The sequence below is a fragment of the Hyphomicrobium sp. genome, from assembly GCF_019744875.1.
GTDB lineage: Bacteria > Pseudomonadota > Alphaproteobacteria > Rhizobiales > Hyphomicrobiaceae > Hyphomicrobium_C.
On the sequence record NZ_JAIETU010000002.1, the window covers coordinates 717,550 to 731,374 of the forward strand.

A 13,825-nucleotide genomic window follows, 5' to 3' on the forward strand; every position below is an offset into this window, starting at 1 on the left:
CCCGCTCGATCTCGCACGCCCATTTGCCCAATCGCTCCCCATTCGAGAGGTTGCATGTCGAACAACGAGACCCGTGATCCCAGCTTGGATGCTCGCGTCAATGCTCGCTTCAATCCGGGGCCACCCGAGTTGATGTCGCCCTGGAAGACCGCTGCGCGCGCAGCCCTGCAGGCCGAGGCGCGCGCTTTCGCGCACGACGTGGTGCTGCCGATCGCCGACGAACTCGACCCGCAGAAAGCCGAGATGCCCCGCGCGCTCATCGAGCAGATGGCTCAAAAGGGCTGGTTCGGCATCACCATTCCCGCCGAGCATGGCGGGCTGGGGCTCGGCGTATTCGAGTACTGCCTCGTGTCCGAAGAGCTGGCGCGGGCGTGGCTTTCCGTCGGCAGCATTCTGGCGCGCGGCCAGGGGCTCGGCACGCAGACGCTCGACGACGGTCGGCGGCGGGATCTTCTCAAGCTCTCAGCGCAAGGAAAGTGGATCGGCGGCATCGCACTGTCCGAGCCGACGGCCGGATCCGACCTCGCGGGCGTCGAAACGCGGGCGGTGCGCGACGGAGATCACTGGGTATTGTCGGGGACGAAGCGTTGGGCCGGGTTTGCGCTTGCGGCGGACTTCATCGAGGTGCTGGCGCGAACGCGCGATCCCGAAGACGGCGAGCCGCGCTCGGCGGGTCTCGAGCCGTTTCTCGTCGTCAAGACGCCGGGCGCGTTTCCGGCGGGTGTGACGGGGCATGTCATCGACAAGATCGGCTACCACGGCTTCCTCACATGGCATCTCGAACTCGACGGGGTGCGCGTGCCGGAAAGCGACCGGCTGACGGGCCTCTACGGCGATGGAGGGGCGGATGCGGATTCCGGTGGCTTTGCCGCCGTGCAGCGCGGCCTCAACATCGCGCGCGTTCATACGGCGGCGCGAGCCGTCGGCGTAGCGCAGGGTGCGCTCGAAGACACCTGGGCCTACCTGCAGGAGCGCGAGCAGTTTGGCCAGCCGATCGGCGACTTCCAGGCTCTGCGGTTCGCGCTTGCCGACATGGCGGCGGAGGTTTCGCAGGCGCGCGCCTACTGGCAGCAGGTCGCGCACCTGCTCGATGAAGGCGAGGCTGCGGAAACGGAATCCGCGCAGGTGAAGCTGCTCGCAACCGAAATGGCCGTGCGCGTTACGAACCAGGCCATGCAAATGCACGGCGGCAACGGTTACACGACCGAGCGGCGTGTGGAGCGCTATTGGCGAGACGCGCGCCTGACGACCATCTTCGAAGGCACGAGCGAAATCCAGCGCCGCATCATCAGCGATCGCATGCTGCCCCGGCCGTCGTGATCGGCTGCCGACGCGAACACTTCGGCGCGAGAGGCCGACGCGGAAAGCCGGGCCGACGCTATTTCGCGCCGAGCTTCTTGAGGTAGGCGCGGGCGAGGTTGGCGCGGAAGCCTTCGGGGTAAGCCTCCACGAAGGCGTTCCAAGCCTCCACCGTGCCGAGCTCCTTTGCTTCTTCGAACGCATCCCTGGCGGAGATCTCGCCGCCGCCCGCCTGCGAGGCCGCGTTCGCGTTCTTCGCTGGGGCTTCCACCTTTTTCTCCGGCACTTTCTCGACGGGTTTCCCGGCGGCTTCCACGTTCGGCTCTTCGCGTGGAGGACTAACGTCCACGGGTGCGGACGCAGCCCCGCCGGCCGAAAGTGCACCGAGGTCGGTGCCAGACGACCCTTTTGCAGACGCGGGGCTGCCCGGCTTCAGTCGGAAATCTCCCTTTGCCCGATCGACGAACATGGGATCGGCCGGCGCGACAATGCCGGTGCCGAACGTGATTTTGATGGTGCCGTCGGCATAGGCCGTCTGGACCATCGACTGCGAGACTGAAACCTTCAGCTGCTTGCAACCACTGCCGCAGCCGACAGCAAAATCCTGATCCTTGCCGTTGCCCCAGAAGATGGCGTTCGTGACGACATGCGAATCCGGCGCCACACCTTCATAGGTGTCCACGAAAAACCCGATGCCCGGTTCCTTGCAGCCGGGCGCGAGGGCGCCGACGTTGGTGATGTGGTCGAAGAGGCTCTTCGTGGGGCCCGATCCGTTCGAACCTCCATCGACGAGAATGTTGCCGCCGCAATTGCCGTCATAGATTTCATGCGAGGCGTTGCAGGTCGCGCCGTCGTCGCAGAAAAACCCGCCACCGCCGTCACCTGCCCTGTTGCCGCGATAGAGGTTCCGGCTCATCGTCGCCGTGGTCGGCTGGTTGCCCTGCGTGAACGCGCCGACGTAAAGGCCTGCGCCCCACATCGTCACGCTGTTGCCGACAATCGCGTTGCCGGTGATGGTGAGCGTGTTTCCGAACAGATAGAGCGCGCCACCGTGCGCGCTGGACGCTTCCGTGCCGGAATTGCCCGTGACGAGGTTGTCCTCGATCGCGACCTCGTTCTCGTTCTTGGTGTCGTTGAGAAAGATCGCGCCGCCCCGGCCGCACGCGTTGGCGGAGAAGACATTGCCTTTGATCGTTCCGGAGACGTTGACGAGCGCCAGGCCCGCGCCGGCCAGCGTTTCGTCGCTGCAGGTGTTGTCGTGGATGAAGTTGTTGGTGATGTCGAAGCGTTGCGACTCGTAGAATTCCCGGTAGATGGCCTGCGAATATCCGCTGATGTCGAAGCCGTCGATGGCGGTGAGCTGGCCGTTTGGCGCAGGGTCTTCCACGCGGAAGAAGGACCCGCCCTTCCCTTTCGCCTTGCTTGCATACTTGGCGCTGTCGCGGACCTTGAAACCGGATCCGCTTTGGAAGCCTCCGGCGAGCGTCAGGTATTTCTCGCCCGGCTTCAGTTGCTCGGCGTAAACGCCCTCCGCCACGCAGATGACCGCTCCGGGCTCTGCCGCTTCAATCGCCTTTGCGATCGTCTTGTGCGGCGCCTGCGCCGTGCCGTCGCCCTCTTTCCCGGCCGCTGCATCGACGTAGGTGGTGCATGCCGGAATGGCGGTCGCGCGCGCAATAGAGACAGCGCTTGGGATTGATCCCGCGTGCCCATCCGATGCCTGCCCGGCCAACGCGGGCGAGCCCTGCATCAGCACAAACACGGCGGCTGCATTTGCGGCGCGCATCATGGCACAGCCTTCTCCTATCCGGCTTTTGGCGGTCATCCTGAACCACGCCCCCCATTGCGGCAAGATGCTCAGCTCAGGGATTTTTGTCGTGGATAGCAGATGATCGCCGTAGAACCCGGCGTCGTCCGGCCCCATGCTCACACCACCACTGCACGTCGCGGATGAGGTGGTTAACGCCGATAAAGTATTTCACAGCGCTGAACTCAATTTCCTCAATTCAGGGAAAAACCGAGCGCGTGTTGCCCCGGACACAGCCGAAAATTCATTGATCGTTTACAGGAATTCACTCTTCACTTGCTAAATCTCAACGATTCAATGGTTTGTGGAACATAGTTTGGCACTGGTGGTTTTTATAGCAGCGGATACAGAGGAGGTTTTCTGTGACCTACTTTCTCATCGGTCTGCAGATAGGCGGCGCGGTCGGCTTTCTGCTCGCGGCGTGCATGGGCGCGGCGAAACGCGACGACGAGAGCATTCGTTCCGAAGCGAACTTCCTGCGCGCGCAGCGTGCGGACGCGACACGCGAACACCACAGCTTCGGATCTCAGAAGCGATAACGGCCGCACAGGACTGCGGGCGGCGCCCGTGATTGACACCATGAGCCCGACGCCGGCGACGTTCGCGGCGAGGCTTTGCTCCCCTATCCGATCTTTGCGCCCTCGGCCGATCGCCGGGGCTTTTTTGTGCCTCCTTGCCGCAGACGCTTCCAGGCATCCGCCGCATCATATATGGGCCAGCAACACACGGGACGATCAGGTCGCGTATGCTGCGGGACGTGATTCCAAATCGCAGCGACACGTTCGGTGGCGAGATCGGCACACGGAGACATGAGCGAGACACTCTTCGATCTGGCCGTCATCGGCGGCGGTATCAACGGCGCGGGCATCGCGGCCGACGCGGCCGGCCGCGGCCTCAAGGTGGTGCTGTTCGAGAGGGGCGATCTGGCCTGCGGCACCTCTTCGGCCAGTTCCAAACTCATTCACGGCGGGTTGCGCTATCTCGAGCACTGGGAGTTTCGCCTGGTTCGCGAGGCGTTGGCGGAACGGGAAGTGCTGCTGCAGCGCGCGCCGCATCTCATCAAGCCGCTGCGCTTCGTGATCCCGCACGCGCCCGGTATGCGGCCTCGTGTTCTGCTGCGCCTCGGCCTTGCGCTCTACGACCGGCTGGCGGCGCGAAAGCTCATCCCCGCCTCCGGCACGCTGGATCTGACGCGCGATCCCGCAGGGAGGCCGCTGCTGCCGAGTATGCAGGCTGGCTTTTCCTATTACGACTGCTGGGCAGACGACGCCCGCCTCGTCGTCGCTGCCGCTCTCGACGCTGCCGAACGGGGCGCGTCGATCTACACGCGCGCACCTGTCAGCCACGTCGCGCGCGATGGAGCGGACTGGCGCGTGTCGGCCTCTACATCGACGGGGCCTATCACGGTGCGAGCTCGAGCGCTCGTCAATGCCGCTGGGCCCTGGTGCGCGGAGGTCGCTAGCCTTGCAGATTCCCCCGCCAGCGTCCCCAAGCTGCGCCTCGTGCGCGGCTCGCACATCGTCGTGCCGCGGATCGCGGGCGCGGACGACGCATATCTCATGCAAAATACCGACGGCCGCGTCGTGTTCGCCCAGCCCTTCGAGCAGCACTTCACACTGATCGGCACGACAGACATTGCTGTGGCATCTCCTGAGGTCGGGTTTCAGCCAAGCGCGGACGAGGAGGATTATCTGCTCGCTGTTGCGGGCCGCTTCTTCGCGCAGCCGCTGTCACCGAGCTCCATCGTGTGGCGGTTCGCGGGCGTGCGGCCGTTGGTCGACGACGGGGCGACGCGGGCCTCGGCCGTTTCACGCGACTACCGTCTGGATCTGATCCAGCCGCCAGGAGGCTCGCCGCTCGTCAACGTCATCGGCGGCAAGATCACGACGTTCCGGCGCTTGGCGGAGGCAGTGCTCGCGCGTCTCGCGCCGACGTTTCCGGGCATGGGACCGGCGTGGACCGCGCACGCGCCGCTTCCCGGTGGCGATTTCGGATCGGGCGGATTGGCGAGCTATCGGCAAGAGCTGCTTCGCCGCTATGCGGGCCTCTCCGCATCGACGGTCAACAGCCTCATCGGGCGTTACGGCACGCGGGCTGCGCGCGTGCTCGGGGACGCGCGCTCGGATAGCGACCTCGGCCCCGCCATTGGCGGCGCGCTGACGGCGGCGGAAGTGCTCTATCTCCGCGATCACGAATGGGCGCAGACCGCCGAGGACGTGCTGTGGCGGAGAACGAAAGCCGGGTTGCACATCGCGCCCTCCGAGCGCTCGCGATGCGCCGATGAGGTCGCAGCGCTGCTCGACGGCTCACGCGCCGGTTTCTAGCCTGGGTCCGTTCCGGCGATATCCAGGATGTGGCGCTTCTTCCGCAAGCGGCTGGCGTCGAGCAGCATCCGCCCGGCCCAGCGATAGACGTTGCGCGAGCTGACATAGGCGCGCATCAGGCGCATGCGCTCGTACTGCTCGGATTCGGGCATGGTGAGTGCGCTGTGCAGCACCTCGCCCGTGGCGTGGGCGTCGTACGGATTGATGATCAGTGCTTCCGCAAGCTCTCGCGAGGCGCCCGCGAAGTGCGAGAGCATCAGCACGCCGTGCTCGTCGTCGCGCGCAGCAATGAACTCCTTGGCGACGAGGTTCATGCCATCGTGCAGGCTCGAGACGACGCAGACGTCGGCCGCACGGAACAGCTCGAACACTTCCCTCGGCTCGTGATGGCGAATGATGAGCTGGACCGGCTTGGGCGATATGTCGGCATATTTCGCGTTGACCTCCTCGGCCAGTGCCATCGCCTCATCCTGCAACCCTTTGTAGGTCTGCAGCTTGCTGCGCGTGGGAGCAGCGGCCTGCACGAGCACGAACCGACCCCGCCATTCGGGGTGTTCCTCGAGCAGCGTATCGACGGCGCGTATGCGGTCGAGCACACCTTTCGTGTAGTCGAAGCGCTCGATGCCGACCGCGAGCTTGGTGTCCTGCGGAAGGCCTAGGCGCTCGCGAACGTTTTTCCGGCATTCGGCGATGCTCTTCTGTCCGACAAGCCCCGCGGGAGGCCAGTCGATGGAGATCGGGTACGGCCGGATGAACGTCTCGTGGCCTTGCAGCGTGACGGATTCCTGCTCGCGGTCGATGCGGCTTTCGACGAAGCGGTCGACGGTCTCGAGGAAGTTGTTGCAGTGGAACTGCGTGTGGAACCCGATGATCGAGCTGCCGAGCAGGCCGTGAATGATCTCTTCCTTCCAAGGAAAGATGCCGAACGTCTCTGAGTTCGGCCAGGGAATGTGCCAGAAAGTGATGATCGTCGCCTCGGGCAAGCGCTCACGCACCATGCGCGGCAAGAGCGCGAAGTGATAGTCCTGCACGAGAATGATGGGCGCGGCCGTCTTCGCTTCCGCCACGACGGCATCAGCAAAGCGTTGATTGATGGCGCGGTACGTGCGCCAGTCCGCCTCGCGAAAAACGGGCCGCGTGAACGCGATGTGGCAGAGCGGCCAAAGGCCTTCGTTGGCGAGGCCGTAGTAGTAGCCGTCCTGCTCGTCCTCCGTGATCCAGATGCGGCGCAGGGTGTATTCGGGGTTTTCCGGCGGCACGCCGATGCGGTCGTGCGCGTCGACAGTTTCCCGGTCGGCCGTGCCGCTACCGTGCGCGATCCACGTGCCGCCGCACGCGCGCATGACTGGCTCGACGGCCGACACGAGTCCGCTGGCGGGCGTCTGGATTTCGATGCCGCCGTCCGCGTGGTTGTGGATGTACGGCTCGCGATTGGCGACGACGAGGACTTCGACGCCCGGCAGCTCCTGCATGATCTCGCGCAGGGTCTCCTTGCTCCAGTCGGCCTGATCGCGATCGACCGTCACATGGCTCATTTCGAGCTGGCGCAGGAGATGGCGGACTTCCTTGTCCATGGGTCCCGCAGCGCCCGCGGTCTCAGGGATGCCGCCGCGCGAGGCCGCGCTAATGACGGCTTCGCGGAAGCTGCGCATCCAGTTGCGGATCAGATAAAGCACCAAGCCGACCGCCAGCGCGCCGCCGACGAGAATGACGCCCCCGAGCATGATCGTGACATAGGTGCGCGCCTCCTGACCGCGGTGCTCGGAAAAGCTCAAATCGTGCACGATGATGAGATGGCCGCTGCTCGCTACAGCGCCAAGCGGGAACGAGCCAACCAGCATTCGGTGGCCGTTGACGATGACGGAGGAGAAACTCTCCGCTTCTTGACGGGCGATCGTTTCGCACGCGATCGCCGGAGGCATCAGGGGCGTTGCGAACTCGGGCTTGCCGGTTCCGCGGCAAACTCCGACGGCCACGATGCGCGGGTCCGTGGCGACGCGCTCGAACAGCTCCTTGATCTCACCGCCCCGGCCGTTTGCCAGCATTCCCGTAATGGGGCCGCCGATGGCATTGAAGACGAGCGCGGACCTCGATTCGACATCGCGGCGGGACCAGTCGTCGATCAGGGACGTGAGAAGCGGTCCCAGGATGGTGATGGCCAGCACCGCAATCGCCGCAGCTATGGCTCCATAGCGCGCGATGAGACTGATCGAGTTGACGGCGCTTGGTCTGATCGACGGGCCGCGCAACGTCGCGCGGCGCATGATGTCGGCGAATGACGAAATCCCTTTAACCTCCAAGTCGCGCGTCATATCGCGCGTCCGGCGCCATATGCGAGGATGTGCCCGGTGTTGCCGGGCACGCACAGAATTCAGGGCCGCTCACGCGGCCCCACGAGTTTCGAGTCCCAGTCTTTTTTTGTTTTTTCGAATGGCTAGCGATGCTGGTCGCGGCGTTCATCGCGTCCGCGCTGTTGCTCGCCCTCGTCGATGTCGTCACCCTGCTGGGGGCTGCGGCGCGGAGCCCGCTCACCGGGACGGGCCGGATTTCCGGGGTTGTTCCGCTGCGCCTCGCGGTCCTTGTCCTGCTGGGCCTGCTGGTCGCGCTGAGAGGCGCCGCCCTGTTGGCCAGGAGTGCGTTTTTGGTCCTTCATCACACGTCTCCTTGGGAGAGGATTTGAGGATAGCCCCCCACCAACGCCCCGCGACGGGATAGGTTCCGATCTAAATTGGAAAGTTCCGCAATTAGATCGGCTAGTTATGGGCGCCTCCGCCACCGACATCCTCCGGACGCGGGTCGGTCGGGTGGACACCGCTCCTGCGATTGATCCAAACCGTCACGAACCAGAGCGCGATGCCGACGAGCAGCAACATGCCGGCCACCTTGTATTGCACCGGGTCGCGTCCGGTCCACGGGCCCGAGAGGAAGGCGCAGCACACCGCACCGAGCACGGGGAGTGCCGTCGGCGTGCGGAAGTGCTCATGGTCGACCGGATCGCGTCTCAGGATCAGCACGGCGGCGTTCACGACCGTGAACACACAAATGAGCAAAAGGGCCGTGGTGCCCCCCAGCGCCGGCACCTCGCCGACGAACGTCACGAGCAAACACGCAAGCAGCGTCGTGAAGGCAATGGCAACGTAGGGCGTGCGCCGCGTCGGGTGGACCTTGCCGAGCACGGGTGGCAGCACGTGCTCGCGGCTCATGCCGTAAACTAGGCGGCTCGCCATCAGCATGTTGATCAGCGCGCTGTTGGCGACGGCGAACATGGTGATGAACCCGAAGACGGAGAGCGGGAAGTTCGGTGCGCCCGCCGCCACGACCTTGAGGAGCGGCGTCTCTCCCTCGCCAAGCTCGGCGGCGGGCACGAGCGTGATGGCGGAAATGGACACCAGCACGTAGATGGTGCCGGTGATCGCGAGCCCCAACAGCAGGATCTTCGGAAACGTGCGCGTCGGGTTCTCGGTTTCCTCCGCCATGTTGACGCTGTCTTCGAAACCGACCATGGCGAAGAAGGCGAGCGTTGTGGCGGCGATGGATGCCCAAAGCCAACTGCTGCCTTCTGGCGCCTTGAACTCCAACACGCGCGAGACATCGCCCTGCCCGCCCGCAATGGCCCACAGGCCGATGACGATGATGATGAGCAGTCCCGTAAGCTCGACGACGGTGAGCAGCACGTTGAGCTTCACGCTCTCGCCGACCCCGCGCAGGTTGACGGCCGCGACAAGCCCCATGAAGAGGAGACCGATGACGGTAATGCCGATGCCTCCGGCGAGACCGAGGCCGAAGGCGTCCGACAGGTTGGCCGCGAAGGCGCGCGAGGCGGTGGAGGCCGACGTGATGCCTGACGCCATGACCGCGAAGGCGACCAGGAACGTGACGAAGTGGATGCCGAACGCGCGGTGCGTGTAGAGGGCCGCACCGGCGGCCCGAGGGTATTTCGTGACAAGCTCGAGGTAGCTGAAGGCGGTGAGCAGCGCCACGCCGAAGGCCATCAGGAACGGCAGCCAGACGGCTCCGCCGACGAGGTTCGCCACCTTGCCCGTCAGGGCGTAGATGCCCGTGCCGAGAATGTCGCCGATGATGAACAGCAACAGCAGCCACGGCCCCATGACCCGGTGCAGGGCGGGTTCGGCCGCGTGAGGCGCGTCGTCGGATCGTGCATCGGTGTTTGACATGGCGCAGCCCCCGGGCCCCGTGATCGTTGCGAAGACGTGATCGTCGCTGAGAGTTGCAATCGCGCTCGGCCCGGTCAACCTCCGGTCCTTGCCCGCCATTCCTCCTCCGGCCGCCCGCCAGCCTCGCACGCCGCGATCCGTTAACCGCGCTTGGCAGCTAAAATCGCGACGAATGAACCTTGCTGGCCGATATTGCGTTGTTATCATGGCCGAACCCCCAGATGTTGTGGGGCTGGCTTCAAGCTCGTGAGTATCGCGTCATGCCCAAGCACGTCCGCGCCTATTGGAAGGGGTTTCTCCGGTTGTCGCTCGTGACGATCGGAGTCGAGATCTACAACGCCGTCGAATCGAAGGCCGAAATTTCGTTCCGGCAGATCCACAAGCCATCGGGCAAGCGGGTCAATTACGAAAAGGTCGTGCAGGGTATCGGCAAGATCGACAACGCGGATATCGTCAAAGGCTACGAGGTCGATAAGGACACCTACATCACGCTGGAGCCCGACGACATCGATGCGGTGAAGCTCGAAAGCAAAAAGACCATCGACCTCGTGCAGTTCGTCGACGCCGAGGACATCGATTACCGCTACTTCGAGCGACCTTACTTCGTCACGCCGACCGACGAGCTGTCCGGCGAGGGCTATGTCGTAATCCGGGATGCGTTGCGCAAAACCGGCAAGGTCGGTCTGGCGCAGATCACCATTTCGGGCCGGGAATGGCTGGTCGCGATTGCGCCGCTCGATGACGGCCTCGTCATGGAAATGCTGCGCTACGAGGAAGAGCTGCGCAAGCCCGCGGATTTCTTCGACGAGGTGCCCGGCGCCAAGCCCGACAAGGAGATGGTCGAACTCGCCGTGCAGCTGATCGGCAAGAAGACGGCCGCGTTCAAGCCCGAGAAATTCCAAGATCACTACCAGACCGCGCTCAAGGCCTTGATCCAGGACAAGCTCAAAGGCCGCAAGATCGTGGCGCACGAGCAGGACCGGCCGAAGGGCGGCAACATCGTCGACCTCATGGAGGCGCTGAAACGGAGCGTCGGCGCGACGGGGACCAAGGACGGATCGGGCAAATCACCCGCGACCGGCAAGCCGAAAGCCCGGAGCGCGAAGAAGCGGGCCTGACAGGCTTCGCCCCATAGGCACGGTGCAGGCAGGCAGATCCGGAGATGGGCAAGGCGGCGAAAAAGCTATCCGAGTACCGGGCCAAGCGCGATTTCGAGAAGACGGCCGAACCTTCGGGGAAGGCCGCCGTCACTACCGCCGAATATCCCCGCTTCGTCATCCAGAAGCACGACGCGACGCGGCTGCATTACGATCTGCGGCTGGAAGTCGACGGCGTCTTCAAGTCATGGGCCGTGACGCGGGGGCCCTCGCTCGATCCGGCTGAAAAGAGGCTGGCGGTCGAGGTCGAGGATCATCCGCTCGACTACGGCGATTTCGAAGGCACGATCCCCAAAGGCGAGTACGGCGGCGGCACGGTGATGCTGTGGGATCGCGGCTTCTGGATGCCGGAAGGCGACGCCTCACCCTTGCAGGCCCTGCGCGACGGCGATCTCAAGTTCGTTCTCGCGGGCAGCAAGCTGCAGGGAAGCTGGGTTCTCGTGCGCATGAAGCATGACCGCAGCGGCGGTAATCGCACAAACTGGCTCTTGATCAAGCATCGCGACGACTACGCGAAGGCGGGGGATGGCGAGGGCATTCTCGACCAGGATCGCTCCGTCGCGTCCGGCCGCAGCATGGCGGACATCGCCAAGGGAAAGGGCAAGGCGCCGAAGCCGTTCATGCTCGGAAAGTCCGCCAAGCCCAAGTCCAACGCGATCTGGCATTCGGGTTCGGGGGGCTCGTCGGGTGCCGCTGCATCGGGCCCGAACGTCGTGCGCGGTATCACCATTTCGAAGCCCGACAAGCAGCTTTGGCCCAAAACCAAGGCCGAGCCCGCGCAGAGCAAGATCGATCTGGCGCGCTACCTCGAAGCGGTGGGGCCCTGGATGCTCGATCACATAGCGGGCCGGCCCTGCTCCGTCATTCGCGCACCGGATGGCATCGGCGGCCAGACGTTTTTCCAGCGCCACGCCATGCGGGGCACGTCCGATCATGTGACGCTCATCAAGGTCGCCGGAGACCGCGAGCCGTACATCCAGATCGATACCGTCGAAGGTCTGATCGCGATGGCACAGGTGGCCGCGCTCGAATTCCATCCCTGGAATTGCGCGCCCGACGCGCCGGAGCAGCCGGGACGGTTCGTGTTCGATCTCGATCCCGCGCCGGATGTCTCTTTCGATGCCGTGGTCGCGGCCGCCAATGAGCTCCGCGCGCGCCTCGAAGCGCTCGGGCTCGTGCCATTTTGCAAGAGCACGGGAGGAAAGGGGCTTCATGTCGTGACGCCGATAACCGTCGGCGCGCGCGACAAGCTTGGCTGGAACGAGGCCAAGACGTTTGCCCACGCGGTGTGCGAGGCGATGGCCCACGACAGCCCGGATCGCTACCTGACAACGATGACCAAGACGCTGAGGCGCGGGAAGATCTTTCTCGACTACCTGCGCAACGACCGCACGGCGACGGCGGTCGCGCCTCTCTCGCCGCGGGCGCGGCCCGGCGCACCCGTGTCCATGCCGCTGACGTGGGCGCAGGTGCGCAAAGGGCTCGATCCGATGCGCTTCACGATCGGGACCGTGCCGCGGCTACTCGCGAAATCCAAGGCGTGGGAGGGCTACGACAAGGCCGGCCGGCCGCTCAAGGACGCCATCAAGCGCCTCGTGGCCTCCTGATGTGTGCCGCGTCTGCTCAGCGTCCGCGCCAGAGCCATAGCGTCACCGCGGCGCCGAGCACGGCGGCGACATACAGAAGGATGGAAGGAAGCAGACCGAGAATGACGCCGACATGAAAGCCCATGAACGAGCCTGCGATGCCGACGAGCGCATAGGTGACATCGCCAGCGCCGGTCGCACCGGCGACTTGGCGGCCGAGCCAGCTCCGCCCATAGCGGTTGAACGCGAGCCCGACGACGATCCCGATCACGACGATTACGAGGAAGGTGACGATGGCAGTCGTAACGATCATGGATGCTCTCCCGCTGGATCCGTCTCCCTGCCGGTGGCGGGGACAGGTCTAATGCTCATTGCACGTTGGAAGTTCCATTGAGCCCGCGATCGAAGAGCCCGGGCGCGAAGGGCCGCGCCACCAAACAGGCCGCCGCGCCGCCGCCGTTCGTGCCGCCCTGCCTCGCCACGCTCGCGAGATCTCCCCCGGATGGCGCCAACTGGGTGCATGAGATCAAGTACGACGGCTACCGGCTGCAGGCCCGGATCGCGGACGGCACCGTCACGCTTCTCACCCGCAGCGGTCTCGACTGGACGGACCGCTTCTCCTCCGTCGCCAAGGCGCTGAAGGCTCTTGCGGTTCAATCGGCGCTGATCGATGGCGAGGTCGTGGTCGAGACTGCGGCGGGCGTGACGAGCTTCGTCGATCTCGTAGCCGCGCTGGACGTCGGCCGCTCCGACGACATGCTGTTCATCGGCTTCGACCTCCTGCATCTCAATGGCGTCGACGTCCGCCCCGCGCCGCTGCTTGACCGGAAGGAGCTGCTGGCTGCGATCCTGGCGCGATCTCGTTCAAAACGGCTGCGCTACAGCGAGCACTTCGCGACCGACGGACCGGCGATGCTGGAAGCCTCCTGCAGGCTCGGCCTCGAAGGCATCATCTCGAAGCGCACCGATCTCGCCTATCGCTCGGGGCGACAGTCCGATTGGCTGAAATCGAAGTGCGTCTTCACCGACGAGTACGTCATCGGCGGGTTTCTCGTCTCGAACGTGGATCCGAAGGCCGTGGGTGCGCTCGTGGTTGGCACCTTCGAGGGGAAGCGCCTCGTCTATGCCGGCCGGGTCGGGACGGGGTTCACCCATGCCGTCGCCGCCCGGTTGTGGCGTGAGCTTTCACCGGAGACGGTGGACGCTTCGCCGTTCGCGGGATCGTTGACCGCGGATCAGCGCCGCGGCGTGGTGTGGGTGCGGCCCGATCGGGTGGCCCAGGTCGCCTATCGGGGCCTCACCGGCGACGGCCTGCTTCGGCATGCGGCGTTCAAGGGGCTGCGCGAGGACAAGCCGGCGCGCGAGGTGTCGCGGCCGGGCACGCCGCGCGGGCGCAAGCGCCGTTCTTGATCTCGACCCGTCTTCGATACCACGGCGGATTTCACTGGTGCCCAACAGGAACCGATGCAGCCGCGCT

General features: G+C 65.0%; 11 protein-coding genes. 6 read left to right on the forward strand and 5 right to left on the reverse strand.

Features of this window, described 5'->3' with window-relative positions; translation table 11 throughout:
• Window positions 1-54 precede the first annotated feature (54 nt).
• Window positions 55-1,320, forward strand: coding sequence for an acyl-CoA dehydrogenase family protein (locus K2Y42_RS03475; RefSeq protein ID WP_291148506.1), 1,266 nt, complete (start codon window positions 55-57; stop codon window positions 1,318-1,320).
• Window positions 1,321-1,378: 58 nt separating this feature from the next.
• Here K2Y42_RS03475 and K2Y42_RS03480 read toward each other — a convergent pair whose 3' ends face one another.
• Window positions 1,379-3,088 (reverse strand): DUF1565 domain-containing protein, encoded by a 1,710-nt coding sequence (locus K2Y42_RS03480; protein ID WP_291148509.1) that lies wholly within the window; start codon window positions 3,086-3,088, stop codon window positions 1,379-1,381.
• A gap of 380 nt (window positions 3,089-3,468) precedes the next feature.
• Here K2Y42_RS03480 and K2Y42_RS03485 point away from each other — a divergent pair, with 380 nt between their 5' ends.
• Window positions 3,469-3,645 (forward strand): hypothetical protein, encoded by a 177-nt coding sequence (locus K2Y42_RS03485; protein ID WP_291148513.1) that lies wholly within the window; start codon window positions 3,469-3,471, stop codon window positions 3,643-3,645.
• 270 nt (window positions 3,646-3,915) lie between these two features.
• Window positions 3,916-5,430: a glycerol-3-phosphate dehydrogenase gene (locus K2Y42_RS03490; protein ID WP_291148515.1), complete on the forward strand. Its 1,515-nt coding sequence runs from the start codon at window positions 3,916-3,918 to the stop codon at window positions 5,428-5,430.
• On the opposite strand, the gene K2Y42_RS03495 is transcribed toward K2Y42_RS03490, so the two are convergent.
• The 3 genes from K2Y42_RS03495 to K2Y42_RS03505 all read right to left on the reverse strand — a co-directional run bounded on the left by K2Y42_RS03495 (window position 5,427) and on the right by K2Y42_RS03505 (window position 9,605).
• Window positions 5,427-7,742, reverse strand: a complete 2,316-nt coding sequence (locus K2Y42_RS03495; protein WP_291148517.1) for a trehalose-6-phosphate synthase — start codon at window positions 7,740-7,742, stop codon at window positions 5,427-5,429. The two genes, K2Y42_RS03490 and K2Y42_RS03495, sit on opposite strands and share 4 nt — an antisense overlap.
• Window positions 7,743-7,864: 122 nt before the next feature.
• On the reverse strand, window positions 7,865-8,083 hold the full coding sequence (locus tag K2Y42_RS03500) for a hypothetical protein (RefSeq protein ID WP_291148519.1): 219 nt from the start codon (window positions 8,081-8,083) through the stop codon (window positions 7,865-7,867).
• A 100-nt stretch (window positions 8,084-8,183) separates the two neighbouring features.
• Window positions 8,184-9,605, reverse strand: a complete 1,422-nt coding sequence (locus K2Y42_RS03505) for an APC family permease (RefSeq protein ID WP_291148521.1) — start codon at window positions 9,603-9,605, stop codon at window positions 8,184-8,186.
• A gap of 260 nt (window positions 9,606-9,865) precedes the next feature.
• Here K2Y42_RS03505 and K2Y42_RS03510 point away from each other — a divergent pair, with 260 nt between their 5' ends.
• Window positions 9,866-10,723, forward strand: a complete 858-nt coding sequence (locus tag K2Y42_RS03510) for a Ku protein (RefSeq protein ID WP_291148523.1) — start codon at window positions 9,866-9,868, stop codon at window positions 10,721-10,723.
• A gap of 44 nt (window positions 10,724-10,767) precedes the next feature.
• Window positions 10,768-12,369 (forward strand): non-homologous end-joining DNA ligase, encoded by a 1,602-nt coding sequence (gene ligD / locus K2Y42_RS03515; protein WP_291148526.1) that lies wholly within the window; start codon window positions 10,768-10,770, stop codon window positions 12,367-12,369.
• Window positions 12,370-12,385: 16 nt separating this feature from the next.
• On the opposite strand, the gene K2Y42_RS03520 is transcribed toward ligD (K2Y42_RS03515), so the two are convergent.
• A complete protein-coding gene (locus tag K2Y42_RS03520; RefSeq protein ID WP_291148529.1) occupies window positions 12,386-12,661 on the reverse strand; it encodes a transglycosylase in 276 nt (91 codons plus the stop codon).
• A gap of 77 nt (window positions 12,662-12,738) precedes the next feature.
• Between K2Y42_RS03520 and ligD (K2Y42_RS03525) the strand changes: the two genes are divergently transcribed.
• On the forward strand, window positions 12,739-13,758 hold the full coding sequence (gene ligD, locus K2Y42_RS03525; protein WP_291148531.1) for a non-homologous end-joining DNA ligase: 1,020 nt from the start codon (window positions 12,739-12,741) through the stop codon (window positions 13,756-13,758).
• The last annotated feature ends 67 nt before the right edge of the window (window positions 13,759-13,825 follow it).